Source organism: Hafnia paralvei ATCC 29927 (assembly GCF_001655005.1).
Classification (GTDB): Bacteria; Pseudomonadota; Gammaproteobacteria; order Enterobacterales; family Enterobacteriaceae; genus Hafnia; species Hafnia paralvei.
Genome location: NZ_LXET01000016.1, coordinates 1 through 24,761 on the forward strand (window position 1 = coordinate 1; position 24,761 = coordinate 24,761).

Below are 24,761 nucleotides of genomic sequence, written 5' to 3' on the forward strand. Positions count from 1 at the left end.
GGGATGTACCGGCGGAGTTTGGGGCGCCCGGGATGGGCGATACCAAACCGGAGCGGAGATGGCGTCTCGGATAAAAGCGCGCGAGTTGAGAGCCCCCGCGCAACGGGGCTCTCATCGGTCGCCTTCGCCAGAGGTGTCATGGAAACGCATTTGCTGACCGGCGAACGAAATATTTCACTGCAATCCCAAAGGCTATTGACGTTCCAAACCTTAACTTTTCCCCGCTATCACTCCATCCTTCCTAAACATCCCTTTAATCCCGCGTACCGCCTGACGAATGCGATCCTGATTCTCGATCAGGGCGAAGCGAACGTGGGTGTCGCCGTAGTCGCCAAAACCAATACCGGGTGAAACTGACACTTTGGCATCGGCCAACAGTTTTTTGGCAAATTCGAGTGAGCCTAGATGTGCGTACGCATCAGGGATTTTAGCCCACACATACATTGAGGCTTTTGGGTTTTCAACCATCCAGCCCGCCTCGTGTAAACCTTTTACTAATACGTTGCGGCGCTGACGGTATTGTTCGGCAATATCTCTGACGCATTGTTGGTCCCCTTCGAGCGCGGCGATAGCCGCAACCTGCAAGGGGGTAAAGGTGCCGTAATCGTGATAGCTTTTGATACGCGCCAAGGCACTCACCAGTTCTGGATTACCCACCATAAAACCGATACGCCAGCCTGCCATGTTGTAGCTTTTTGACAGCGTAAAGAACTCTACCGCCACGTCTTTTGCACCAGGAATTTGCATGATAGACGGTGCTTTCCATCCGTCATACACGATGTCGGCATAGGCCAAGTCGTGTACCACTAAAATATCGTGCTCTTTTGCCAGCTTAATAACGCGCTCGAAGAAATCTAATTCAACGCATTGTGCGGTAGGGTTGGAAGGAAAACCTAAGATCATCATCTTCGGTTTAGGAATACTTTCGCGAATGGCACGTTCCAGCTCGTTGAAAAAATCGATACCGGATACCAGAGGCACAGAGCGCACCTGAGCGCCTGCGATAACTGCGCCATAGATATGAATAGGATAACTTGGGTTAGGAACCAGAACCGTATCGCCATGATCTAGCGTTGCTAGCATTAAATGCGCCAGCCCTTCTTTGGAGCCAATGGTGACAATGGCTTCGCTGTCAGGATCGATGTCTACCTGATAGCGATCCTGATACCAATGGGAGATCGCACGACGCAAGCGTGGTATACCGCGCGAGGTCGAGTAGCCGTGGGTATCTTCACGCTGCGCCACGGTACACATTTTTTCGACAATATGTGGCGGCGTAGGGCCGTCTGGATTCCCCATGCTCAGGTCGATAATGTCTTCGCCGCGCCGACGCGCAGCCATTTTCAACTCAGCGGTGATGTTAAATACATAAGGGGGAAGACGATCAATACGGGTAAAGCGACGCGGAGTGCGTGAATCTGTCATAGATACCTCAGAGATTACGTTAGCGCCCGGACCGTCCGAGCGACGCTGCCTGTTTAAGCTTGGAGCATTGCAAACCGGCTATTAACGAAAATAAGCGAAGCTGAGGGAACTGTCGAGAGGATTTTTTAACCGATGATTATTCGCGTTTGACGGCGTTTCCAGAACAGTCCGAGTCTTAATTGCCGAGTTTCTCTTTTTTTTCAACTATGCTTATTAGCTAACGTTAAATCTGCTCACCGTTTTTTCGGCAGGCATGTGACCATGATTTTGATACTGCAAAGAGGGAGCACTATGTTTAGAAAAACCGACCGAGTTGAACGCACAATCGAAGAAGAAGTGTCATTGTTAGCAGATGCCTTGGAAGGCGTATTGCAAGAAGGCGCAGATAAAACTGAGGATGAAATCGCATCGCTACGTCGAAGTGCGCAAGATACGCTGCGTGAAGTAAAGGCAAGAATTAGCGGCGAAACACCTTGTCCAATGACCGAACGAGTGAAAAGTGCCTGTTGTGAGGTGGACGGTTATGTGCGTAATAAACCATGGCATAGCGTAGGAATTGGAGCTACGGCGGGGCTGATTCTTGGGTTGCTGCTTTCTAAACGCTGATAAAAATGTCAGGTCGTTAACTCAATGAATGTGACCGGTGTAATACCGGTCACGCATTCACGTCATTAGCCGCGGTAGGTACAGCCAGCAGTACAGGTTTCTTTCACCAATACCGCGCTCAGCAGAGGGAGCTCAGGCTTGAGCTGTTGCCAGATCCACTGTGCCAAGACTTCGCTCGTTGGATTTTCCAGACCAGGAATATCGTTTAGATAATAATGGTCGAGGCGATCCAGAATCGGTTTGAACGCCGCTTTCAGCTCGGCAAAATCCATCACCCAGCCGGTATAGGCATCAACTTCGCCGGTAATTTCAATGCGAACTAAAAACGAATGACCGTGCAGGCGTCCACATTTATGTCCTTCTGGAACATGGGGTAGATGGTGCGCAGCTTCGAACTGGAAATCTTTAAACAGGGTGGTTGTCATGATGACGCCTCGTAACCTAAAAAACCTGCGCATACTACCGGAAAGCGCCCGTTGGCGGTAGTTTTACCGCATCTATGGTTTAATCCTATTGCTTTAAAGAGTGGAAAAAGCGAGCAGGGAAAGCGACCATTCAACCAGTATAGGCGATTGGCAGTGTGTTTATCTCAAGGTTGTTTACCCCCATTTTCTTCTCTCTCATCCTTCCTATCAACGTCAGCTCAGGGCTAAGTCAATTTTTTATTTAAATTGCTAAGACTTTGGGATGTGCAGAATATATAAATGAATCTATTCATAATGCGTCTATTTATTCATTAAAAATATGTTTGTAACTGATTTTAATGATTTTTATTGAAAACACTTCCACCTCTATCACTAATCAGAATTAGTGTTTAGTTCAAATCGTTATTTGTTATTTCCATCACTTATTTAATTGTTATTATCCAGCTAGGTAACCTTACAAAAAACGCTACATCATTCGTCACACCCATGGTTCTAAAAGCTCAGTCTGAGGCTGCTTGAAGTGCCACAGGGATCACTGTGCAAGGAAAACTTAGCAATGACGACTCAGGCTCCTCCTACTTCTATGCTGCCACTGACGCCAGAGCAGTTGGCAAAGCTCCAGTCGGCTATTGGTGAGTTTTCACCAAACCAGCTGGCTTGGCTATCCGGTTATTTCTGGGGAATGGTCAATCAACAGCCGGGTGCTGTAGCCATTGCTCCAGCACCTGCGGTCGCGGCTTCAATCACCGTGATTTCTGCTTCGCAAACGGGCAATGCTCGGCGCGTGTCAGAACAGCTGCGCGATGATCTCACCGCTGCTGGCCTGAGCGTCACGTTGGTTAATGCCGGTGATTATAAATTCAAGCAGATTGCACAGGAAAAACTGCTGCTGGTCGTTGCTTCTACGCAAGGGGAAGGTGAACCGCCAGAGGAAGCCGTAGCGCTGCATAAATATTTGTTCTCGAAAAAAGCCCCACAGCTGACAGGGACTGCGTTTGCGGTGTTTGGCTTGGGTGATACATCCTATGAAAATTTCTGTCAGACCGGAAAAGACTTTGATACACGTTTAGGTGAACTTGGCGCTGAGCGTTTATTAGATCGCGCAGATGCGGACGTCGATTTCAAGGCTGCCGCTGAAGCATGGCGTAATCAGATTGTTGAGGTGCTTAAACAGCGCGTACCACAAGCTACACCCGCACAGGCTCAGGCCAGCGTCGCCGGAAGTGTGGCGCAGGTACTCAGTAGCCCTTATAGCAAAGAATCGCCGTTGACTGCGACGCTCGCGGTAAATCAAAAAATCACGGGACGTAACTCTGATAAAGACGTTCGTCATCTCGAAATTGATCTGGGCGACTCGGGCTTAAGTTATCAGCCGGGTGATGCGTTGGGCGTGTGGTATCACAACGATCCTGATTTAGTTGAAGAGATTATCGGACTGGTGTGGCGCACGGGCGATGAAAAAATCACGCTTAATGGGCAAACGCTGACGCTGCGCGAAGCGCTGACTGACCATTTGGAGCTTACGCAAAATACCACCGTGATCGTAGAGAAATATGCCTCTCTGTCACGTGATGAACGGCTGATTGAGCTGCTGGCGGATAAACACCAGCTGCAACAATATGCTCAGACAACCCCGCTGCCGGATATGATCCGTCAAGCTCCGGCCGATCTGGACGCTGAGCAACTGGTCGCACTGTTGCGCCCACTGACGCCACGTCTCTATTCCATCGCCTCTGCGCAAGAAGAAGTGGGTAATGAAGTTCATATCACCGTTGGTGTGGTGCGCTATGACGTTGAAGGCCGCGCTCGCACCGGTGGCGCCTCGGGTTATCTGGCCGATCGTCTAGAGGAAGAGGGCGAATTACGCGTATTTATTGAACATAACGATAATTTCCGACTGCCAGCAAACCCGCAAACACCGGTGATTATGATTGGCCCAGGCACCGGTATTGCACCGTTTCGAGCCTTCATTCAACAACGTGCGGCTGAGGGCGCTGAAGGGCTCAATTGGCTATTCTTTGGCAACCCACATTTTACCGAAGATTTTCTCTATCAGGTGGAGTGGCAGCGCTATGTCAAAGAGGGGGTTCTATCCCGTATCGATCTGGCGTGGTCACGCGATCAAAATCACAAAGTCTATGTTCAAGACAAACTGCGTGAACAAGGTGCAGAAGTGTGGCGCTGGATTGAAAAGGGCGCACATATTTACGTCTGCGGAGACGCCAACCGCATGGCGAAAGACGTTGAACAGGCGTTACTGGAGCTATTGGCTGAACACGGTGGTATGGACGCCGAACAAGCCGATGAATTTTTAAGTGAGCTGCGCGTTGAGCGCCGCTATCAGCGGGACGTTTATTAATGAGCAACTATACCTTTAGCAGCAAACATCCAGGGCCGCTGGTGGTAGATGCGCCATTGGCCGACGCTGAGCGCCTGAAGCGCGAAAGCAACTTCCTGCGTGGCACTATCGCCGAAGACTTAAATGACGGGCTAACAGGCGGATTCAACGGCGATAATTTCTTGTTGATCCGTTTTCACGGCATGTACCAACAGGATGATCGCGATATCCGAGCTGAACGCGCCGAGCAAAAGCTGGAGCCTCGTCATGCCATGATGTTGCGCTGCCGTTTACCGGGCGGGGTGATGACGCCGCAGCAGTGGTTAGGTATTGATAAGTTTGCTGACGAAAGCACCCTTTATGGCAGCATTCGTATTACGAACCGCCAGACTTTCCAGTTCCACGGTATTCTCAAACAGAATGTGAAACCGGTGCATCAGTTGCTTAATCGTCTAGGGCTGGATGCGTTAGCAACGGCTAACGACGTTAACCGTAACGTGCTCTGTACTTCAAATCCAGTGGAGTCCGAGCTCCATCAAGAAGCCTATGAGTGGGCGAAAAAACTCTCTGAGCATCTTTTGCCACGTACTCGTGCCTATGCGGAAGTCTGGCTGGATCAGGAGAAAGTAGAGACTACCGACGAAGAGCCGATTTTAGGCGCGACCTATCTGCCGCGTAAGTTTAAAACTACGGTAGTCATCCCTCCGCAGAATGATGTCGATTTGCACGCTAACGATCTTAACTTTGTGGCGATTGCTGAAAACGGCAAGCTGGTTGGCTTCAACGTATTGGTCGGCGGCGGGCTCTCTATTGCGCATGGCGATAAGGCAACCTATGCCCGTACTGCCAGCGAGTTAGGTTTTATCCCGGTTGAGCATACGCTGGCTGTGGCCGAAGGCGTAGTGACTACCCAGCGCGATTGGGGGAACCGTACCAATCGTAAAAATGCCAAAACCAAATACACACTGGAACGCGTGGGAGTAGAAAACTTCAAAGCTGAAGTGGAAAAGCGCGCGGGTGTCCTCTTTGAACCGGTACGCGCCTATGAATTCACTGGCCGTGGCGATCGTATTGGTTGGGTAAAAGGCATCGACAAAAAATGGCATCTCACGCTGTTTATCGAAAATGGACGCATTTTGGATTATCCAAATCGTCCTCTTAAAACGGGCATGGCTGAAATAGCCAAAATCCATACCGGTGATTTCCGTTTAACCGCTAACCAGAATTTGATTGTGGCGGGCGTGGCTGAAGAAGACAAAGCCCGTATTGAGCGGATTGCACGTGAGCATGGGTTGATGGATGACAGCGTCAGCGAGCAACGTAAAAACTCGATGGCCTGTGTTTCGTATCCCACGTGCCCGCTGGCAATGGCGGAAGCCGAGCGCTTTTTACCTCAGTTTGTTACGCAGGTTGAGGAAATTATGCAAAGCCACGGCGTAGGCGATGAACATATTGTACTACGCGTTACCGGATGTCCAAATGGCTGTGGTCGTGCACTGCTGGCGGAAATTGGTTTGGTGGGTAAAGCAATTGGCCGCTATAACCTCCATCTCGGTGGCAACCGCGCTGGAACCCGTATCCCGCGTATGTACCGAGAGAACATTAGTGACGCAGAAATTCTTGCTGTGATTGACGAACTGGTTGGCCGCTGGGCAAAAGAGCGCCATACAGATGAAGGTTTTGGCGATTTTACTATTCGAGCAGGAATTGTGCGGCCAGTACTCGATCCGGCAAGAGACTTCTATGACTAAGTTGCTTGTTAGGGCGCATTGATGTGGAGGACTTTGATTATGTCCCAATTAGATCTGAACGAATTAAAAGCGCTCCCAAAAGTTGAGCAGGTGATGGCTTTAGCTGAAATCAATACTCAGTTGGAGAAGCTCAGTGCGCAGCAGAGAGTGCAGTGGGCGTTGGAGCATTTGCCTGCCGAGTTTGCGTTGTCTTCCAGTTTTGGGATTCAGGCTGCGGTGTCGTTGCATTTAGTCACGCGTGAACTGCCCACGATTCCCGTGATTCTGACGGATACGGGTTATCTCTTTCCTGAAACGTATCAATTTATTGATTCGCTTACCGAAAAGCTGAATTTGAATCTCAAAGTTTACCGCGCAGTACAGTCACCGGCATGGCAGGAAGCGCGCTATGGCAAACTTTGGGAACAGGGCGTTGAAGGCATAGAACGCTATAACGATATGAATAAAGTCGAGCCGATGAACCGTGCGCTGCAAGAGCTCGGAGCGCAAACGTGGTTTGCAGGCCTACGCCGTGAGCAGTCGGGTAGTCGAGCACATTTACCTGTGTTAGCTATTCAACGTGGCGTATTTAAAATTCTGCCGATCATCGACTGGGATAATCAGCAAATTTATCAATATTTACAGCAAAATGGTCTGAGCTATCATCCGCTGTGGGAACAGGGATATCTCTCCGTTGGCGATACGCATACCACGCGCAAATGGGAACCGGGGATGGCGGAGGAAGAAACGCGATTCTTTGGCCTAAAACGCGAATGCGGGCTGCATGAGTAGCCGTGTTTTTACTTCAAAAGCCTGACCTTTGTGTCGGGCTTTTTTTGTCGTGTGGGTAAATTATTTATTTAACTAATTAGTATAATTTTTTTCACATTCGCTCAAAAAGCGGTATTCTCGAAAGGATTCATCATACTAATAAAAGGACGATGGCTATGCAGGTACAACCTCACGCTGGAAATCAGTTATCTGACTCACGTGCGCTCATTCATCAACTCACAGAGATCGTGGGAAAATCCCATATTCTTACCGATGCTCGCAAGACCGAGCGTTATCGCAAGGGATTTCGGTCAGGGCAGGGTGATGCGCTTGCGGTCGTTTTTCCGAGCAGTTTGCTGGAGCAGTGGAAGGTGTTCAAAGCCTGCGTAGAGGCCGATAAAATTGTATTGATGCAAGCAGCCAATACCGGGCTCACGGAAGGATCTACCCCGAGTGGTAACGATTATGACCGAGAGATCGTCATTATCAGCACCCAACGTTTGGATAAAATTCAGGTGCTAGATGAAGGTAAACAGGTGGTTGCTTTGCCTGGCAGCACGCTGTGGCATCTGGAACGCGTGCTAAAACCGCTTGGGCGCGAACCGCATTCGGTCATTGGTTCTTCGTGTATCGGCGCATCGGTAGTGGGAGGGATCTGCAATAACTCGGGTGGCTCCTTGGTTCACCGTGGCCCTGCCTATACCGAAATGGCGCTTTATGGCCGGGTAAATGAACTGGGACAGGTTGAGCTCATCAACCACTTGGGCATTGAGTTAGGTAGTACGCCGGAAGAGATCCTGACACGTTTGGAGATGCAACAGTACACTCCACAAGACGTCGAGCATGACGAGCGTCAGGCTTCAGACCATGATTACGCTGAGCGTATTCGTGATGTTGATGCTGACACGCCTTCGCGTTTTAACGCAGACGAGCGCCGTTTGTTTGAAGCTTCTGGTTGTGCAGGCAAGTTGGCGGTATTTGCGGTTCGTTTAGATACTTTTCCGGCACAAAAATCTTCGCAGGTGTTTTATATCGGTACTAACCAGCCGCAGGTGCTGACGGAATTGCGCCGTCATATGCTGGCTAATTTTAAAAATTTGCCGGTCGCGGGTGAATACATGCACCGCGATATATTTGATATCGCTGAAGTCTATGGGAAAGACACCTTTGTGATGATCGACAAGTTAGGCACCGACAAAATGCCGACTTTCTTCACGCTCAAAGGCCGTATGGATGCCTTATTTGGTAAAGTGCCTTTCTTACCCTCACATCTGGTCGATCGTACGATGCAAACCTTGAGCCATTTGCTGCCATCGCATTTGCCTAAACGATTGAAAGAGTATCGTGACCGTTTTGAACATCACCTGATGCTAAAAATGTCAGGCGAAGGTATTGAAGAAGCCCGCACATGGTTGGAATCTTACTTTGCTCAGGCCGAAGGTGAATTCTTTGTCTGCACACCGGAAGAAGGGGCGAAGGCATTCTTACACCGTTTTGCCGCGGCAGGCGCCGCAATACGCTATAACGCGGTGCACAGCAAAGAGGTTGAGGATATTTTGGCGCTGGATATCGCACTGCGTCGTAACGATCATGATTGGTTTGAACGCTTGCCGCCGGAGTTTGATGATGCGCTGGTACATCGCCTCTATTACGGGCATTTCATGTGCTACGTTTTCCATCAGGATTACATCGTCAAAAAAGGCGTCGATGTGCATGCGCTGAAAGATAAAATGCTGGCGCTGCTGGATCAGCGTGGCGCGGAATATCCTGCGGAGCATAACGTGGGCCACTTATATCAGGCCAAACCGCAGTTAAAAGCGTTCTATCAGCAAAACGATCCTACCAATACATTGAATCCTGGTATTGGTAAAACATCTAAATTGAAAAACTGGGGATGTGGCTGTGAGCATCACCAGAAGTAAATATTAGGATGAGATGAACAAACAGAGCCCGATAAAATCGGGCTCTGCTGTATCCGGCGAACTAAAATCAGAGTCCGGTTGGATTCACCGGCGGCGTCGGTGATTTGTATTTCGCCAAATAGTCAGGTTGGAAAATACACATGCGGATCGCATTGCGATATTCACCGTTGATAAAGAATTCGTGGATCAGTTCGCCTTCAATTTCAAAACCAAGCTTGCTGTAGATATGGATCGCCTTTTGGTTTTCTTTGTCGACGATTAAATACAGCTTGTAGAGATTGAGCACGGAAAATCCGTGATCCATTGCCAGCTTGGCAGCTTTGCTAGCATAGCCGTGGCCTTGATGGGCTGGATCAATAATGATCTGGAATTCTGCTCGGCGGTGGATATGGTCAATTTCTACCAACTCTACCAGACCGATTTTTACCCCGTCATGCTCAACGACGAAGCGACGCTCGCTCTGATCGTGGATATGTTTGTCATACAGCTCAGAGAGTTCTACAAAGGCAATATAGGGTTCTTCAAACCAGTAACGCATAATGCTGGCGTTATTATCGAGTTGATGAACGAACGTCAAATCTTCCCGTTCCAGGGGACGTAATCTGACGTTGTTGTCGCTGGACATGTTGATTCCTCTCACTGTCATAATTTTCAGCTGAATAGCCGATGTAGTGAATACTACGAGTTTTATTATAGCGTTAGTTAATGTCAGAAAAAGCCACGGAAGCGTAAATACAAAAATCCCCAGCTAAAACCGGGGATTTAAAGGAATATTCGTGATTGTAACGATACTAGTCCGGCGCATATCCCTGCGGTGGCAAACGAACGCCGTCTAGCCAAGCCGCATCGTCTTTAGTCGTTAAACGGCCTTCGACAAACCAGCTGACAACCAGCGGATAGATGGCGTGTTCTTGTACCTGAACGCGCTCGATAATCTCGTCTTCGCTATCTTGCTCAAAGATCGGCACCTTGGCTTGCAATACGACTGGGCCACCGTCGAGCTCATCGGTGACGAAGTGCACTGAGGTGCCATGCTCTTCATCGCCGTTGTTTAACGCTTGTTGGTGCGTATGCAGACCCGGATATTTTGGTAACAGCGACGGATGGATGTTGAGCATCCGACCATTATAGTGCTGAACAAAACGCGGCGACAGAATACGCATATACCCAGCGAGAACGACCAGGTCGGGATGGTAATTGTCGATCTCATGCATCAAGGCAAGATCGAAAGCATCGCGGTCGGCAAAGGCTTTCGGATCTAAATAATGAGCAGGAATATTGTCATGTGCCGCGCGTTCAAGCCCATAGGCATCGGACTTGTTGCTAAATACGGCACTGATACGAGCACGGATCCGACCCTCATGACAGGCGTCGATTAACGCCTGTAAATTGCTGCCGTTGCCGGAAATTAAAACCACGATGTTTTTCATAACATGAACCGCTTATGCGTTAATCACCACACGCTCTTCGCTGGTGGAAGCGGCAATTGTACCGATTTTCCACGCCTTTTCACCGTTGGCATTCATGAGTGCGATAGCGGCATCGGCTTCTACGGCTGGCAGAGCGATAATCATACCTACGCCACAGTTAAAGGTACGATACATTTCATGACGGCTGACGTTACCGGTCTGCTGGAGCCAGTTAAAGACTGCAGGCCACTGCCAACTGGATTCATCAATGACGGCCTGAGTACCTTCCGGCAGAACGCGTGGGATATTCTCCCAGAATCCGCCACCGGTCAGGTGGGCAATGGCATGAATGTCATGTTCTTCAATCAGTTTCAGAACTGATTTTACGTAGATTTTAGTGGGAGCCAATAAATGATCGGCGAGTGGTTTGCCTTCTAGTTCTATGGCGAGTGGGTCGGCATGGCTGACTTCAAGAATTTTGCGAACCAGAGAGTAACCGTTCGAATGAGGGCCGCTTGCGCCGAGTGCGATTAATACGTCACCCGCTTCAACTTTGCTGCCGTCGATGATTTCTGATTTTTCGACCACGCCGACACAGAAGCCGGCGACGTCGTAATCTTCGCCGTGGTACATACCGGGCATTTCAGCGGTTTCGCCACCGACCAATGCGCAACCGGACTGTTTACAGCCTTCAGCGATACCGGTGATAACGCTAGCCGCGGTATCTACGTCCAGTTTACCCGTAGCGTAATAATCGAGGAAGAACAGCGGCTCGGCGCCCTGTACGACTAAGTCATTGACGCACATTGCGACTAAATCAATGCCGATAGTATCGTGACGTTTCAAGTCCATCGCCAGACGTAGCTTGGTGCCGACGCCGTCGGTGCCAGAAACCAAAATTGGTTCGCGATATTTTTGTGGTAGGGCGCAGAGCGCACCGAATCCACCCAGCCCCCCCATGACCTCTGGGCGACGAGTTTCTTTTACCACACCTTTAATGCGATCAACTAAGGCATTGCCAGCATCAATGTCTACACCTGCGTCTTTGTAACTGAGAGCGGTTTTGTCGGTCACTGCGAAAATCCCCATGGCGGTTAGGATGAGTTCTGGTATCTGTGATAAAGCGAGTGGTCGCGTGGCCTAAGCTCACATCAGATAACAGAAACCACCCTGAAATATTCAAGAGCGCGGCAATTCTAACAGTCTAGGCAAACGTTTGCGAGCGGCTTGTGAAGGGGATCTGGTTTTTTCCTGTAATCCGTGTAGATCTCATCTAAGCTGATCTGGATCATGATTTTAACGGTGGCGCAGAAATTAAAAGGCGGTATAATCTCGCGATTTTTTTTTGCGCTGACCGCTACCTGGGAGATGAAATGATGAAGATCGTCGAAGTAAAACACCCGCTCGTAAGACACAAACTGGGCTTGATGCGCGAGAACGATATTAGCACCAAACGTTTTCGCGAACTGGCATCAGAGGTCGGGAGTTTACTGACCTATGAAGCGACCGCAGACCTAGAAACAGAAAAAGTCACTATTGATGGTTGGTGCGGTCCGGTCGAAGTAGATCAGATCAAAGGCAAAAAAATCACCGTGGTTCCAATCCTGCGCGCAGGTCTGGGCATGATGGAAGGCGTCTTGGAGCACGTACCAAGCGCGCGTATCAGCGTCGTTGGCGTTTACCGTGACGAAGAAACTCTGGAACCTGTACCTTATTTCCAGAAACTGGTTTCTAACATCGATGAGCGTATGGCTTTGGTGGTTGACCCAATGTTGGCAACCGGCGGTTCTATGATTGCCACCATCGACCTGCTGAAGAAAGCGGGCTGCCATAGCATTAAAGTGCTGGTATTGGTTGCTGCGCCTGAAGGTATTGCCGCACTGGAAAAAGCACATCCAGACGTTGAGCTGTATACCGCATCTATCGATCAGGGCTTGAATGAGAAGGGGTACATCATTCCTGGCTTGGGCGATGCGGGCGATAAGATATTTGGTACTAAATAAAAGATGAGCCGGCTTTGAGAGTCGGCTTTTTTTTGGCCTGTATCCTTCATATATGAAGCGGCATTTGTGCTAGCGAGGTTCACTCCCAAATTACTGATGAGACCAAGTGATTTGGGAGTGAACCTAGGCGGTTAGATGCAACTCCCAATATTTAGGGGGAGGCCAAGTTCAAAACACAACACCTGATAATTCAATAAAATCACTTAGAGGATGTAACCATGACTCGTCGCGTCATCGGAGTAAGCGAACGCCCACCGCTTTTGCAAACGATTCCGTTGAGCTTTCAGCACCTGTTTGCCATGTTTGGGGCAACGGTGCTCGTGCCTATTTTATTTAAGATTAACCCTGCGACGGTTTTGCTGTTTAACGGTATTGGTACGCTGCTGTATTTATTTATCTGTAAGGGCAAAATCCCCGCTTATCTGGGCTCTAGCTTTGCCTTTATTTCCCCTGTGATGCTGCTTTTACCGTTGGGTTATGAACTTGCGTTAGGGGGTTTTATCGTCTGCGGCGCACTGTTTTGTTTGGTCGCGCTAATTGTGAAAAAAGCGGGAACCGGCTGGCTGGATGTGATGTTTCCACCCGCGGCGATGGGCGCGATTGTGGCCGTAATTGGTTTGGAGTTGGCTGGGGTCGCGGCCAACATGGCTGGATTGCTGCCTGCCAACGGGGCTTCTGTAGATAGCACGACGATTACGATCTCCATGGTCACTCTTGGCGTGACCGTGCTGGGCTCGGTACTGTTCCGTGGTTTCTTGGCAATTATTCCTATTCTTATTGGGGTGCTGGCGGGTTATGCCCTGTCGTTTGCGATGGGCGTTGTCGATTTAACGCCGATCCGTGAAGCACACTGGTTTGCGTTGCCGACGTTCTATACGCCGAAATTTGAGTGGTTTGCGATTCTGACGATTCTACCCGCCGCGCTGGTGGTTATTGCAGAGCACGTTGGTCATTTAGTTGTTACGGCGAATATTGTGAAGAAAGATTTGCTACGCGATCCGGGGCTGCATCGTTCGATGTTTGCTAACGGTCTGTCTACGATGTTCTCCGGTTTCTTTGGCTCAACACCCAATACCACTTACGGTGAAAACATCGGCGTTATGGCGATCACTAAGGTATACAGCACATGGGTTATCGGCGGTGCAGCGGTGTTGGCGATTCTATTATCCTGCATCGGCAAACTGGCTGCGGCGATCCAGATGGTACCCGTACCGGTGATGGGCGGGGTGTCCCTACTGCTGTACGGGGTAATCGGTGCTTCTGGTATCCGCGTACTGATTGAGTCTAAAGTGGACTACAACAAAGCGCAGAACCTGATCCTGACCTCGATTATTTTGATCATCGGCGTGAGCGGCGCGACGATCCATATTGGTGCGGCTGAGCTGAAAGGCATGGCTTTGGCAACGATCGTGGGTATCGCGATGAGCTTGTTATTCAAAGTGATCAGTATGGTGCGTGGTGAAGAAGTGATCATCGACGAACAGGAAGAAGAGCAAACGCCTGCTCGTTAATTCGATCCTTCAGATCCTAACTCAACAGCCGCTGGTTTATGTGTTAAACTGGCGGCGTTTTTTTGCCTGTTTTGGTTTGAGGTGCTTCTGAATACGCCGGCACAGCTTTCACTGCCACTTTATTTACCTGATGACGAGACTTTCGCAAGTTTCTATTCGGGAGAGAATTCTTCTCTGTTAGCTGCATTGCAGGGCGCTTTGCAGCAGGAGCATGGTACCTATATCTATTTTTGGTCGCGTGAGGGGGGGGGACGAAGTCACCTGCTGCATGCGGCCTGCGCAGAACTTTCCCAACGCGGAGAAGCCGTGGGCTATGTGCCTTTGGATAAACGCGCCTACTTTGTGCCAGAGGTTCTTGATGGCATGGAGCAACTTTCTCTGGTGTGTATCGATAATATCGAATGTATCGCGGGAGAAGAGGAGTGGGAGATGGCAATTTTCAATCTCTATAACCGCATCCTTGAAACCGGCCGCACACGCCTATTGATCACCGGCGATCGTCCTCCGCGCCAACTGAATCTGCGTTTACCCGATTTGGCCTCGCGTCTGGACTGGGGACAAATCTATAAACTCCAGCCACTCGGCGACGAAGACAAACTTTTAGCACTACAGCTACGCTCTAAATTGCGCGGTTTTGAATTGCCAGAGGATGTCGGACGTTTCCTACTAAAGCGTCTGGATCGTGAAATGCGTACGCTGTTTATGACGTTGGATCAGTTGGATAGGGCGTCGATCACCGCACAGCGCAAGCTGACGATCCCGTTTGTGAAAGAGATATTGTCGCTTTAAGATTTTGTTTTTTGTCTGGCATCTATGTTGTGCCAGAGTTTAATACCATAGGCTGTTTACCTGATTGTTATCAGCCTTGTCCGTTCTAATTTGAACGGAACATCGTCGTAATAGTGTGTTTTAAATGACTCGGGGTGCCCTTCTTTGTGAAGGCTGAGAAATACCCGTATTACCTGATCTGGATAATGCCAGCGTAGGGAAGTCAGATGCTTTAAGGCATCGTCTTCTTGACCGCCGGTTGGGAGGAATATGTCTATCACGTCCAATACATGCCCCACCGACTTACTCATCGATTTCCCCACAGACCGTGCCGCAGCCGTTTTTACTCAGTTTCGCTGTTGTGCCCCGTTGGTACACTGTCTCACTAACGAAGTCGTACAGACGTTCACCGCCAATGTCCTACTGGCTTTGGGTGCATCACCCGCAATGGTGGTCGAGCCTGCAGAGGCTGCTCAGTTTTCTTCCATAGCTGACGCTTTGTTGATTAATATCGGGACACTGCATGCGCAACGAGCGCAATCGATGCTGGCAGCCATTGCCTCGGCCAAGCAAAACCAAAAACCTTGGATTTTAGACCCCGTAGCCGTTGGGGGGCTGACCTATCGTACCGAATTCGCTAATCATCTTTTATCTCTTCAACCTGCGGTTATTCGCGGGAATGCCTCTGAAATCCTCGCATTAAGCGGAACAGCTCCCGGTGGGCGCGGTGTTGATAGTGTTGATGGTTCTTTGGATGCCTTGCCTGCAGCGCAAGCTTTAGCGCAGCAAACGGGCGCTATCGTTGCTGTCACCGGCGTGACTGACTACGTGACTGACGGAGATAAAACCTACGCGGTTAACGGTGGTGATGCATTGATGACACGCGTTGTCGGCACTGGTTGCGCACTCTCCGCCGTGGTGGCGGCGTTTAGCGTTCAACAGCCTGATAGGTTGTTGGCAGTAGCGACAGCGTGCCGAGTGATGTCGCTGGCCGGTGAACGAGCTGTGCGTCATTCATCCGGTCCTGGCAGTTTCATTCCCGCTTTCCTCGACTCTCTGTACCAACTTTCCCCGCAGGATTTTTCACGTTCAGGAGATATTCAATGAAGCGAATTAATGCACTGACTATTGCAGGAACGGATCCGAGCGGTGGCGCGGGTATTCAGGCTGATTTAAAAACTTTTTCAGCGCTGGGAGCTTATGGCACCAGCGTGATCACCGCACTAGTGGCGCAAAATACCTGTGGAGTACAGTCGGTTTACCAGATTGACCCCTTGTTTGTTGGGGCACAGCTAGATTCAGTATTAACCGATGTTCGTATCGATAGTGCGAAAATCGGCATGTTGGCGAATGCAGAAATTGTTGCGCAGGTTGCTCAGGCGTTAAAGCGCTACACGATCCCCTTTGTGGTGTTAGATACCGTTATGGTGGCAAAAAGCGGCGATCCGCTACTCGCACCTGAAGCTGTGCAAGCCGTCCGTGAACTGCTACTGCCCAACGTGGCGTTGATTACTCCCAATTTGCCGGAGGCCGCGGCCTTGTTAGCCTGTCCCATGGCGACAAATGAAGATGAAATGCGCCGCCAAGGGTACGCGTTGCTTGAGATGGGATGCCAAGCGGTGTTGATGAAAGGTGGACACCTAAGCAATAACGAAAGTCCTGATTGGCTATTTAGCGCCGACGGTGAGCAGCGGTTTACGGCTCCCAGAGTTCACACCCGTCATACTCATGGCACCGGATGTACGTTATCTGCGGCGCTAGCTGCACTGCGTCCTCGACACCATAGTTGGAGTGAAACGTTATTCATGGCGAAAAATTATCTGCAAAATGCGCTGGAAGCCGCGGATTCATTAGAGGTCGGGCAAGGGATTGGACCCGTGCATCATTTTCATCAGTGGTGGTAAAAGCCTGAGACGCCAAATGAAGAGAGGATTTTGTGTAACTCGCTGATTTATATTGTGTAAATTGAATCAAACTTGCATGAAAACTGTGATGTAACACGAGGTTTAGATATTTAGTCATCCGAGTTAAGTGTGACCTTTCTTCATTTTGATACCAAACAGTTTTTGCTTGGAAATCGTGATTATCATGTACTGGCAAATAAATTAACCAGGTGACATTAATGAAAAAAATAATTCTAGGCCTTATTCCATTTGTTGTTTTTGCAGCCCACGCCGATACAAAGGTTCTGACTCCTGAAAAAAATGGCACGCCAAATAAAATCTATAGCGAATCTCAAGCGCCTCAGCTGACTATTGCTAATTACAATATGGCTGCGGCAAGGGTATCCGATCTCAGCACGCTTGCTAAAGCGATTAAGGCGATGAATGCCGACATTATTTCGTTGAATGAGGTCGATAAAAATACGCAGCGCAGCGGAAAGGTCGATCAAGTTGCCGAGCTTGCTAAGTTAACGGGTATGCACGCTGCATTTGGCAAAGCGATTGATTTCGAAGGTGGTGAGTACGGCGTTGCGCTGCTTTCCAAATATCCAATCGATAAGCAACAGGTGTTTCCTCTGCCATCAGGAGATGGGGAGCAGCGAGTTTTACTCGTGACTCAAATTCAGGTGCCACATTTTGATTCCCCTATCATCATGATGAGTACGCATCTTGATTGGCAAGAAGATCCTACGATCCGTTTGCAGCAAATTCGTGAGATAGAAAACGTGACGATCGGGAATACCGACTCGTCGTTCAATAATATCGCTTCATCGATTAAACTTTTGGCTGGTGACTTCAACGATACCTACAATGGACCTGCAATTAGAGAGCTTGAACGCTATTGGAACCCGTTGGTTGTTGAAGGGGCTGATATGAGAACGTGGCCTGCAGCGAACCCTGCTCTCGACTTAGATCACCTTTTTGCTTTCCGTGGACAGCAGTGGAAAATTGAAGAGCTTACGGTTCCGAATAAGAAAGCAGAATGGAAAGCGGTGAATTGGCCGGTTGCCAGCGATCATATTCCAGTGATTGTTAAGATGAAGCTGCTAGAGCAATAAGATGACGTGATTGTCTGAGGATCTCTCTCTTCATCGAGAATTTCCTCAGACATATTCATGCCCAGCCTTTATTCACGATGGGTCACCAAACTAAATAGCGCTTTGGCTCTTTGTATGTGTGCTGCATCGAAACGATTGAGCGTGAAAAATTGCTCGTTTTTTCCGGGGCGAATCGCCAAGGCTAACTGCTTCTTCCCCTGTTCATCCTGTAGCCAGCCATAAAGGTAGCTGCCAATTCCGTCGCCGTCATGCCAGCTAATCATTACCGATGTACATGGCGAGGTTTCTCCAGCAGGTCGAGTTGCAATAAAGAGTTCACCCTGCCATAGGCCGCTAAATTCATCGTCTTTTTGCAGTTTTTTCCCATTACTGGCCAACGTATTCGCTAGAGCATCGGCTTTATCTTCGGTAACTTCATTTTCAAGCGTTTGCCAAAGTGGGTAATCGTTTTCAACCTGATAACAGGCGGCACCAAGATAGTCGTTAATATCTCGCCACTGTTGGTTCACGGTTTCTTTCATCTCGGCATCAAGAATATTGCGATACTGAATCAGTCCGCCACCGTTTTCACCTAGTTGCTGGTAGGCAATTAATGCCATGGTGCGAGGCTTACGTCGAAATGTTGCCCACAGTAGAAATTTGGGAATACGGAAGGTGATGGCTTGCACGCTAAAGCGAAAATGCCCCGGTCGAGTGAGCATGAAACCGTTTGAGGTGCCGCGTTTATCTTGGTAATTGCGGATCATCACCAACGGACAGAGCCCCATCCAACCCGTTAGATAATGTTCTTTCATTGAGCCGTTCAAATCCAGATCGGCCACCATTTGCGAGATCTTATCTTCCTCGAGCTTATTCAGTGGGTGCGCAAGCTCGGCGCTGTGAAGGCTTTTATCAAGTGGTGGCAACGATGGGAGCGTGAACATATTCCTGTTTCTCAAGTCGATTCTGTTGGTTGATAGCTTACCCTAAGTTGTCATACCAACGTGAATTTCCCGCTTTTTTGTCCTAACTTTCGTGGTATGGATCAACTTTTGGCTTGTCGCGTGGTCATATAGAATATTCGTATGTTTTTAATTGTTAGATTTGCATTAGATATTAGAGCCGCAAAGGATGTTGACTATGATTGATAAAAAAATGCTTAGAATCGCGTTGTTTGGTGTCGTACTGGGGATCAGTTCGACCAGTTTTGCTGTAAATATCCCTATTTCAACGTCGGAGCTGGTACAGCAATCAGGCTATCAACAAACGTGGCAAAAGATGGTGAAGGGGCAGAAAAATTTGCCTGTTTGGGCCCGCAAAGGTACTGGCACCTCAACCCCTCCTGAATGGGTAACTTGGCAAGGCAAAAAATATCAGATAGGGAATATTTGCAAACCCCACGACTGCGCCAATAACTTTATGTATGTGGCATTTAGTAGCGATAAGAAGCAGGCATGGGGCGTTCGTGTGGAAATCACGGATACTCCAGATGCACTTGAACACCCAAGCAAGTATGCAAAATATCAGTGGCTGGGTAAGCCGAACGAGCAGATGAAGGCGATGCTCACTAACCAAATTGAAAGCAAGCCAGACTGGAAATAATCTGTCATAACGTACTTTTGTTATATATTTCCCGAGCATTAAGAGTGCTCGGGAAATAAAATTTTTAATTTTTGACTCTTTTTATGGTTATTTCTATCGTAATTATCAGCGAGCAATTAATACTCAAGTTTGTATTTCTGTGTAATTAACCGTAAATAGGGCGTGGTTTTTTGCGTGTTGATGCTAACATTTTTGCCGATGTTTCACTCTCTAATAACGGTAATGCTCAAACATATGAAAAAGTATCTTTTGCTGGCGTTGTTCAGCGCATTCTCATTATTCGCTTTTGCGTCGCATGCGGCGGATTATCAAGAAGGCAAACAGTACATAAAACTGCAGAATAAAGTACCGAATGCCCCCGCGGTTGTTGAGTTTTTCTCCTTTTATTGCCCACCGTGCAACCAATTTGCCAACGTTTACAAAGTAGGACAAGCGGTGAATGAGCGCTTACCTCAGGGCGAAAAGGTGGTGAAGTATCACGCTAGCTTCTTGGGCGCAATGGGAGAAGAGCTTACCGAGGCATGGTCTATCGCGATTGCTTTAGGGGTTGAAGACAAAGTTGAACAGCCTCTTTTTGACGCCGTGCAGAAAAACAAATCAATTAATAGCAAAGAAGATATCCGTCAGGTATTTATTAAAGCGGGTATCCCTGCCGAAGAATATGATGGGGCAGCGCATAGCTTTATGGTGAAATCGATTACCGCTAAGCAAAAAAATGCACTTGAAGCCTTCGGCGTGCGCGGCACTCCATCATTCTACGTAGATGGACAATATCAGATTAAAAATGATGGTATGCAGTCGAAGACGGTAGAAGGTTACCGCACCGAGTATGCCGATGTAGTGAAATTCCTAATCGATCACAATAAATAAAACTCTCTTTTAATAAAAAAGCCCGTTAGGTCATCTAGCGGGCTTTTTGGTTATTTAAATCTCAGACTAAAACACTTTTTCTTGTAACACCCAAACGGCAGCTTCCACCCGTGATTTTAACTTCATCTTTTTCAGTAAGTGTTTGACGTGAACTTTTACCGTACTTTCGGTAATCATGAGTTTACGAGCGATCATTTTGTTAGGTAGCCCTTGGGCAATCAGCTTCAAAATGTCACATTCGCGCGGTGTTAACTGTTGGACGTCACGTTCAGAGGAAGGCCGGCTTTCACGCAGGCTAGCGGCTAAAACGGGGGTGAGTGCCTCGCTGAGCACCACCTGTCCAGCGGCGGCTTGATGTAGAGAGCGCAGCAGATCTTCTGGCTCCATATCTTTCAGCAGATAGCCATCGGCACCGCGCTTTAGCGCGCTGATCACATCGTCTTCATGGTTGGAAACGCTAAACACCACCACACGGCCAGAAAGCGTCCGGGTGCGCAGTTGATCCAGCGTTTCTAGCCCATTCATACCAGGCATATTGAGGTCGAGCAAAATTAAATCAGGATCGAGTTTTTCAGCTAATTCGATACCTTGTTGACCACTGCTGGCCTCACCAATCACCTTGAGCTGTGGTTCTAAGCTAATGAGTTGTTTTACGCCGCTACGCAGCATCGGATGATCGTCAATCAATATAATAGTGTATTGATCTTCTGGGGCTAATTCGGAATTCATCACTCTCTCCTCTAAACCAGATGCCGCGGAATTAACGTGATTCCTGTGGGAAGACAACGCGCACTTCCGTGCCGCCGTTCTCTCGGCGTGAAATGGCACACTCTCCGTTTAGGCTATTGGCGCGATCGCTCATAATCACTAACCCATAGTGGTTGTGTCGCTCAGGTGTATCGCTTATGCCAAGGCCGTTATCTCGAACGCACATAACAATGTCGTCGTTTTGCATCGCAACGCTGATGTCTACCTGCGTTGCCTGCGCATGCTTAAGAATGTTGCTTAGTGCCTCGCGGGCGATTTGTACTAGATGAATTGCCTGATGCGGTGGTACTGACTTGGCGGGAAGCTGATAATCCAGCTGAATATCGAAGCCAAAGCGCTGATTAAATTCGGCTACGGTAACCTGTAACGCGGCCAACAGCCCAGGTTCGCTGAGCTTAAGTCGGAAAGTGGTTAGCAGTTCGCGTAGCTGACGGTAAGCTGCATTTAGCTCCTCACGCATTTCTTGAAGCTGCTCCCGAATATTATCGGGCAGTGCAGTAGATTGCATCTGCAAGTAACTGATTTTCATCTTGAGGCAGGATAAAGACTGTGCAATGGAATCATGCAGTTCGCGCGCGATAGCGGAGCGTTCTTCCATCACCGCAAGCTGCTGTTGTTGGTCAGCCTGTTGTTCTAACGCTAATGTGCTGGTGATCTGTTCGGCCAGCGTCATCATCAGCTGCTGTTGCTCCGGCTGAAGGCTAAATCCGTCAGGCAACTGCGCAAGAATCAGACCATACTTACCGGCCTGATCGTTGAGGCGCCAGCTTACGGTATGACTAGGTGCAGTATGCAGGTGCTCAGGCTGATTTAAGCACTGTACACAGTGGCTATCGGGGCAGCGCAATGGGCGCTCTGTCTCAACACAGTTCAGTTCGTCAAACTGCTCATCGCTGTTATTTTCATAAAGGCGAATTTGTAAGGAGTGCAGCGGGGTGAGTTCCTGTAACTCGGTCAGAACAGGTAGCAAACGGGAACACAGTGGCGCCCGCGAATGTAACTGGCGGCTGGCTCGGTAAAGATAAGAAAGCACCTGATTTTTCTTTTGCAGGTCATTGGTTTTTTGTTCGACGAGCTGTTCAAGCTTGCCATACATCAGCGACAGTTCTGATGACATGGCATTCAGCGTTGAACCAAGGATGGCCATCTCATCCTGATGCGTGGTTTGCTGAAAGCGTTGGCTGAAATTTCCTTGTCCAATAGTTTGCGACATGCTTACCAGTTGGCGCCAAGGGTGTAGTAAACGGCGGCGTAAATAGAAAACGGTTCCTGCCAGAAGTAGCAACGTCAGCAGGATAAAAATTTTCTGTACCACGCCGACCATGGTTAAACGTTGTTCGGTCTGATGATCGATAGAGGAAACCAACTCATCGAGATGCCCGACAAATCTCACCACATTTTCTCTGGCGTCAGCGGGGTGCTTAGATGCAATCAACGCAGGACGCAACTGTTCTTGCCAGTAGCGCTGTAGCGCGGTGAACTGACCGTTGAGATGTTCTTCTTTGACCGCAGAGAGCAAGACTGGGCTATTTAAAGATTTTTCCAGCTCATCGAGATAGCGTTGATTGCTGCTATTTAACGGTACCATCGATAACAGGCGATAACTCTGCATACGCAGAGATCCAGACGTATTTATCGCATGGGCATTGCCCTGAATACTTTGTGCCATCCAACCTGAAACGCTCATGCCTGCAATGCCAATGATACCCAGCAACAGCATCAAAGCTGCCACCTGACTGACAATTGAAAAACGGGCACAGAAATGTTTCATAGCGATTTACCGGCGGTCGAAATGAGTCAGCAAAGGGAAAGATGCCCTTAAAAGGCCTTTTTAAATCATCCTAGTGAATAACCCCATACCCATAAGGAAGTAACCCTTAATATTTGCCTATGCTACTCACGCAGTGAATGCCATTTTCACCCGCTTTTAACCAGATGATTCTTCAGAAATATTTATCATAAAGCCGACTACTCATTAAGGGAGTTATGGCTAATTACGGTAAATTGCTACCTTACAGCGGCTTGATTTGTATCAAGTTTGCTCAGGTGCGTGATGCGTACAACTCCGCTACTTAACCGGATAAAAGCAGAGGTTTATATGACACAAGCATCCGCTCCAGACTTAAAGCAAAAAGGGGGCGTGATTCAGGACTGGCGCCCTGAAGAGCCAGAGTTTTGGCAGAAAATAGGCCAGAAAACGGCTCAGCGTAATCTATGGATTTCAATTCCTTGTTTATTACTCGCTTTTTGCGTCTGGATGTTATTCAGCGCGGTGGCGGTAAATCTTAACAAAGTCGGTTTTAACTTCACGACCGACCAACTGTTTATGTTAACTGCGCTACCGTCTGTTTCTGGCGCTATTTTGCGGGTGCCATACTCCTTTGTGATCCCTATGTTTGGCGGGCGTCGCTGGACGGCAATTAGCACCATCTTCTTAGTGATCCCATGTGTATGGCTGGGTTTTGCCGTGCAGGATCCCTCGACGTCGTTTAGCGTGTTTGTGACGATTTCCCTGCTGTGCGGTTTTGCCGGGGCAAACTTTGCTTCCAGCATGGCTAACATTAGTTTCTTCTTCCCGAAAAACAAACAGGGCGGCGCACTGGGGCTAAACGGTGGTTTGGGGAATTTGGGCGTAAGCGTGATGCAGCTGATTGCGCCTATCGCTATTTCAATCAGCATTTTCGGTATTTTTGGTGGTACGGGTCATACTCAGCCCGACGGCAGCAGTTTGTGGCTGGAGAATGCGGCTTGGATCTGGGTTCCTTTCCTGATCATCGCTACGCTGTTTGCCTGGTTCGGAATGAACGATCTGGCGGCGTCTAAAGCGTCTTTGAGCCAGCAGTTACCGGTATTAAAACGTGCACATCTATGGATATTGAGCGTGCTCTACCTCTCGACCTTTGGCTCATTCATCGGTTTTTCTGCTGGTTTTGCCATGCTGTCGAAAACACAGTTCCCAGATGTGGTGATTTTGCATTATGCGTTCTTTGGGCCTTTCTTAGGGGCGTTAGCTCGTCCAGTGGGGGGCGCGTTATCCGATCGCTTTGGGGGGATTCGCGTCACCCTGATTAACTTCGTATTGATGGCAATTTTTGCCGCGCTGCTGTTCTTGACCTTACCAACGCACGGTATCGGTGGCTCATTTATCGCGTTCTACAGCGTCTTTATGTTGTTGTTCTTAACTGCGGGGTTGGGGAGTGGTTCTACTTTCCAGATGATCGCTGTGGTATTTCGTAAAATCACGATAGATAGCGTCAAGGCTCGTGGGGGGAGCGATGAGCAGGCTCAACGCGAAGCGGTCACTGACACTGCGGCAGCATTGGGCTTTATCTCTGCGATTGGGGCAGCGGGTGGGTTCTTCATTCCTAAAGCGTTTGGTACTTCTCTAGCGCTGACGGGCTCTCCGGCTGGCGCAATGAAGGTTTTCGTGGTGTTTTATGTGGTCTGTATTCTGATTACCTGGTTTGTTTACGGGCGAAATTTGAAAACGTTAGCGACCAAAAAACCACGCTAATTTTTTCATCAATATATAAAAAATCCCCGGCTAAAATTGCTTAATGCTGTTCATTTAAGAGATCGAGATACACGGGGCTAGCACACCGCGGGGCGGTTATGGAACACATCCATGTGTTC

The 24,761-nt window shown here is 48.8% G+C and carries 22 protein-coding genes and 1 riboswitch; of the genes, 14 read left to right on the plus strand and 8 right to left on the minus strand.

Going from position 1 to position 24,761, the window contains the following annotated elements; all coding sequences use genetic code 11:
• Positions 1-210 precede the first annotated feature (210 nt).
• Positions 211-1,425: an alanine transaminase gene (gene alaC, locus M988_RS05565; RefSeq protein WP_008814218.1), complete on the minus strand. Its 1,215-nt coding sequence runs from the start codon at positions 1,423-1,425 to the stop codon at positions 211-213.
• Positions 1,426-1,716: 291 nt separating this feature from the next.
• Between alaC and M988_RS05570 the strand changes: the two genes are divergently transcribed.
• Positions 1,717-2,031 (plus strand): ElaB/YgaM/YqjD family protein, encoded by a 315-nt coding sequence (locus M988_RS05570; RefSeq protein WP_008814217.1) that lies wholly within the window; start codon positions 1,717-1,719, stop codon positions 2,029-2,031.
• A 65-nt stretch (positions 2,032-2,096) separates the two neighbouring features.
• On the opposite strand, the gene queD is transcribed toward M988_RS05570, so the two are convergent.
• Positions 2,097-2,456 carry a 6-carboxytetrahydropterin synthase QueD gene (gene queD, locus M988_RS05575; RefSeq protein WP_008814216.1) on the minus strand — a complete coding sequence of 120 codons (360 nt, stop codon included), beginning with the start codon at positions 2,454-2,456 and terminating at the stop codon, positions 2,097-2,099.
• Between the two features lie 556 nt (positions 2,457-3,012).
• Between queD and cysJ the strand changes: the two genes are divergently transcribed.
• From cysJ to dld, 4 genes are all read left to right on the plus strand, one after another.
• On the plus strand, positions 3,013-4,815 hold the full coding sequence (gene cysJ / locus M988_RS05580; protein ID WP_064573209.1) for an NADPH-dependent assimilatory sulfite reductase flavoprotein subunit: 1,803 nt from the start codon (positions 3,013-3,015) through the stop codon (positions 4,813-4,815).
• Positions 4,815-6,545 carry an assimilatory sulfite reductase (NADPH) hemoprotein subunit gene (cysI, locus tag M988_RS05585; protein WP_064573211.1) on the plus strand — a complete coding sequence of 577 codons (1,731 nt, stop codon included), beginning with the start codon at positions 4,815-4,817 and terminating at the stop codon, positions 6,543-6,545. Before cysJ ends, cysI begins: the two co-directional genes overlap by 1 nt.
• Before the next feature lie 39 nt (positions 6,546-6,584).
• Positions 6,585-7,316, plus strand: a complete 732-nt coding sequence (cysH, locus tag M988_RS05590; protein WP_064573213.1) for a phosphoadenosine phosphosulfate reductase — start codon at positions 6,585-6,587, stop codon at positions 7,314-7,316.
• A gap of 155 nt (positions 7,317-7,471) precedes the next feature.
• Entirely contained in the window at positions 7,472-9,217 is a 1,746-nt protein-coding gene (gene dld, locus M988_RS05595) for a D-lactate dehydrogenase (protein ID WP_008814212.1), read from the plus strand.
• Between the two features lie 67 nt (positions 9,218-9,284).
• Here the strand turns inward: dld and speG are convergent, their stop codons facing one another.
• From speG to purM, 3 genes are all read right to left on the minus strand, one after another.
• Positions 9,285-9,842, minus strand: a complete 558-nt coding sequence (gene speG, locus M988_RS05600; RefSeq protein ID WP_008814211.1) for a spermidine N1-acetyltransferase — start codon at positions 9,840-9,842, stop codon at positions 9,285-9,287.
• 166 nt (positions 9,843-10,008) lie between these two features.
• Complete coding sequence (purN, locus tag M988_RS05605) at positions 10,009-10,647, minus strand: phosphoribosylglycinamide formyltransferase (protein WP_064573216.1); 639 nt, start codon at positions 10,645-10,647, stop codon at positions 10,009-10,011.
• 12 nt (positions 10,648-10,659) lie between these two features.
• The gene (gene purM, locus M988_RS05610; RefSeq protein WP_008814210.1) at positions 10,660-11,700 is read right to left on the minus strand and encodes a phosphoribosylformylglycinamidine cyclo-ligase; all 1,041 of its coding nucleotides are present in this window, start codon (positions 11,698-11,700) and stop codon (positions 10,660-10,662) included.
• 302 nt (positions 11,701-12,002) lie between these two features.
• Between purM and upp the strand changes: the two genes are divergently transcribed.
• From upp to M988_RS05640, 6 genes are all read left to right on the plus strand, one after another.
• On the plus strand, positions 12,003-12,629 hold the full coding sequence (gene upp, locus M988_RS05615; RefSeq protein ID WP_035503097.1) for a uracil phosphoribosyltransferase: 627 nt from the start codon (positions 12,003-12,005) through the stop codon (positions 12,627-12,629).
• A 218-nt stretch (positions 12,630-12,847) separates the two neighbouring features.
• Positions 12,848-14,140, plus strand: a complete 1,293-nt coding sequence (gene uraA, locus M988_RS05620; RefSeq protein ID WP_004091836.1) for a uracil permease — start codon at positions 12,848-12,850, stop codon at positions 14,138-14,140.
• Between the two features lie 81 nt (positions 14,141-14,221).
• Positions 14,222-14,929: a DnaA inactivator Hda gene (gene hda / locus M988_RS05625; protein WP_004091837.1), complete on the plus strand. Its 708-nt coding sequence runs from the start codon at positions 14,222-14,224 to the stop codon at positions 14,927-14,929.
• Between the two features lie 120 nt (positions 14,930-15,049).
• Positions 15,050-15,146: riboswitch (TPP riboswitch) on the plus strand.
• A gap of 32 nt (positions 15,147-15,178) precedes the next feature.
• Positions 15,179-16,015: a hydroxyethylthiazole kinase gene (thiM, locus tag M988_RS05630; RefSeq protein ID WP_064573218.1), complete on the plus strand. Its 837-nt coding sequence runs from the start codon at positions 15,179-15,181 to the stop codon at positions 16,013-16,015.
• Positions 16,012-16,812 (plus strand): bifunctional hydroxymethylpyrimidine kinase/phosphomethylpyrimidine kinase, encoded by an 801-nt coding sequence (gene thiD, locus M988_RS05635; RefSeq protein WP_008814207.1) that lies wholly within the window; start codon positions 16,012-16,014, stop codon positions 16,810-16,812. Before thiM ends, thiD begins: the two co-directional genes overlap by 4 nt.
• Before the next feature lie 218 nt (positions 16,813-17,030).
• Positions 17,031-17,909 carry an endonuclease/exonuclease/phosphatase family protein gene (locus M988_RS05640; protein ID WP_020303637.1) on the plus strand — a complete coding sequence of 293 codons (879 nt, stop codon included), beginning with the start codon at positions 17,031-17,033 and terminating at the stop codon, positions 17,907-17,909.
• Positions 17,910-17,977: 68 nt separating this feature from the next.
• Here M988_RS05640 and M988_RS05645 read toward each other — a convergent pair whose 3' ends face one another.
• A complete protein-coding gene (locus M988_RS05645) occupies positions 17,978-18,832 on the minus strand; it encodes a hypothetical protein (protein WP_064573220.1) in 855 nt (284 codons plus the stop codon).
• A gap of 196 nt (positions 18,833-19,028) precedes the next feature.
• Here M988_RS05645 and M988_RS05650 point away from each other — a divergent pair, with 196 nt between their 5' ends.
• The gene (locus M988_RS05650) at positions 19,029-19,490 is read left to right on the plus strand and encodes an inhibitor of vertebrate lysozyme family protein (RefSeq protein ID WP_008814204.1); all 462 of its coding nucleotides are present in this window, start codon (positions 19,029-19,031) and stop codon (positions 19,488-19,490) included.
• 234 nt (positions 19,491-19,724) lie between these two features.
• A complete protein-coding gene (locus M988_RS05655; protein WP_174705375.1) occupies positions 19,725-20,360 on the plus strand; it encodes a DsbA family protein in 636 nt (211 codons plus the stop codon).
• 66 nt (positions 20,361-20,426) lie between these two features.
• On the opposite strand, the gene narL is transcribed toward M988_RS05655, so the two are convergent.
• Together narL and narX are read right to left on the minus strand one after the other, a co-directional pair.
• Entirely contained in the window at positions 20,427-21,089 is a 663-nt protein-coding gene (gene narL / locus M988_RS05660; protein ID WP_008814202.1) for a two-component system response regulator NarL, read from the minus strand.
• 31 nt (positions 21,090-21,120) lie between these two features.
• Positions 21,121-22,899: a nitrate/nitrite two-component system sensor histidine kinase NarX gene (gene narX, locus M988_RS05665; RefSeq protein WP_061059740.1), complete on the minus strand. Its 1,779-nt coding sequence runs from the start codon at positions 22,897-22,899 to the stop codon at positions 21,121-21,123.
• 327 nt (positions 22,900-23,226) lie between these two features.
• Between narX and M988_RS05670 the strand changes: the two genes are divergently transcribed.
• On the plus strand, positions 23,227-24,642 hold the full coding sequence (locus M988_RS05670; RefSeq protein WP_035503061.1) for a NarK family nitrate/nitrite MFS transporter: 1,416 nt from the start codon (positions 23,227-23,229) through the stop codon (positions 24,640-24,642).
• Positions 24,643-24,761: the final 119 nt, after the last annotated feature.

What these genes read in the sequence shown, in the direction of transcription:
- alaC (WP_008814218.1), bottom strand. Translation starts at nt 1,425, where the DNA reads ATGACAGATTCACGCACTCCGCGTCGCTTTACCCGTATTGATCGTCTT.
- M988_RS05570 (WP_008814217.1), top strand. Translation starts at nt 1,717, where the DNA reads ATGTTTAGAAAAACCGACCGAGTTGAACGCACAATCGAAGAAGAAGTG.
- queD (WP_008814216.1), bottom strand. Translation starts at nt 2,456, where the DNA reads ATGACAACCACCCTGTTTAAAGATTTCCAGTTCGAAGCTGCGCACCAT.
- cysJ (WP_064573209.1), top strand. Translation starts at nt 3,013, where the DNA reads ATGACGACTCAGGCTCCTCCTACTTCTATGCTGCCACTGACGCCAGAG.
- cysI (WP_064573211.1), top strand. Translation starts at nt 4,815, where the DNA reads ATGAGCAACTATACCTTTAGCAGCAAACATCCAGGGCCGCTGGTGGTA.
- cysH (WP_064573213.1), top strand. Translation starts at nt 6,585, where the DNA reads ATGTCCCAATTAGATCTGAACGAATTAAAAGCGCTCCCAAAAGTTGAG.
- dld (WP_008814212.1), top strand. Translation starts at nt 7,472, where the DNA reads ATGCAGGTACAACCTCACGCTGGAAATCAGTTATCTGACTCACGTGCG.
- speG (WP_008814211.1), bottom strand. Translation starts at nt 9,842, where the DNA reads ATGTCCAGCGACAACAACGTCAGATTACGTCCCCTGGAACGGGAAGAT.
- purN (WP_064573216.1), bottom strand. Translation starts at nt 10,647, where the DNA reads ATGAAAAACATCGTGGTTTTAATTTCCGGCAACGGCAGCAATTTACAG.
- upp (WP_035503097.1), top strand. Translation starts at nt 12,003, where the DNA reads ATGAAGATCGTCGAAGTAAAACACCCGCTCGTAAGACACAAACTGGGC.
- uraA (WP_004091836.1), top strand. Translation starts at nt 12,848, where the DNA reads ATGACTCGTCGCGTCATCGGAGTAAGCGAACGCCCACCGCTTTTGCAA.
- thiM (WP_064573218.1), top strand. Translation starts at nt 15,179, where the DNA reads ATGTCTATCACGTCCAATACATGCCCCACCGACTTACTCATCGATTTC.
- thiD (WP_008814207.1), top strand. Translation starts at nt 16,012, where the DNA reads ATGAAGCGAATTAATGCACTGACTATTGCAGGAACGGATCCGAGCGGT.
- M988_RS05640 (WP_020303637.1), top strand. Translation starts at nt 17,031, where the DNA reads ATGAAAAAAATAATTCTAGGCCTTATTCCATTTGTTGTTTTTGCAGCC.
- M988_RS05645 (WP_064573220.1), bottom strand. Translation starts at nt 18,832, where the DNA reads ATGTTCACGCTCCCATCGTTGCCACCACTTGATAAAAGCCTTCACAGC.
- M988_RS05650 (WP_008814204.1), top strand. Translation starts at nt 19,029, where the DNA reads ATGATTGATAAAAAAATGCTTAGAATCGCGTTGTTTGGTGTCGTACTG.
- M988_RS05655 (WP_174705375.1), top strand. Translation starts at nt 19,725, where the DNA reads ATGAAAAAGTATCTTTTGCTGGCGTTGTTCAGCGCATTCTCATTATTC.
- narL (WP_008814202.1), bottom strand. Translation starts at nt 21,089, where the DNA reads ATGAATTCCGAATTAGCCCCAGAAGATCAATACACTATTATATTGATT.
- narX (WP_061059740.1), bottom strand. Translation starts at nt 22,899, where the DNA reads ATGAAACATTTCTGTGCCCGTTTTTCAATTGTCAGTCAGGTGGCAGCT.
- M988_RS05670 (WP_035503061.1), top strand. Translation starts at nt 23,227, where the DNA reads ATGACACAAGCATCCGCTCCAGACTTAAAGCAAAAAGGGGGCGTGATT.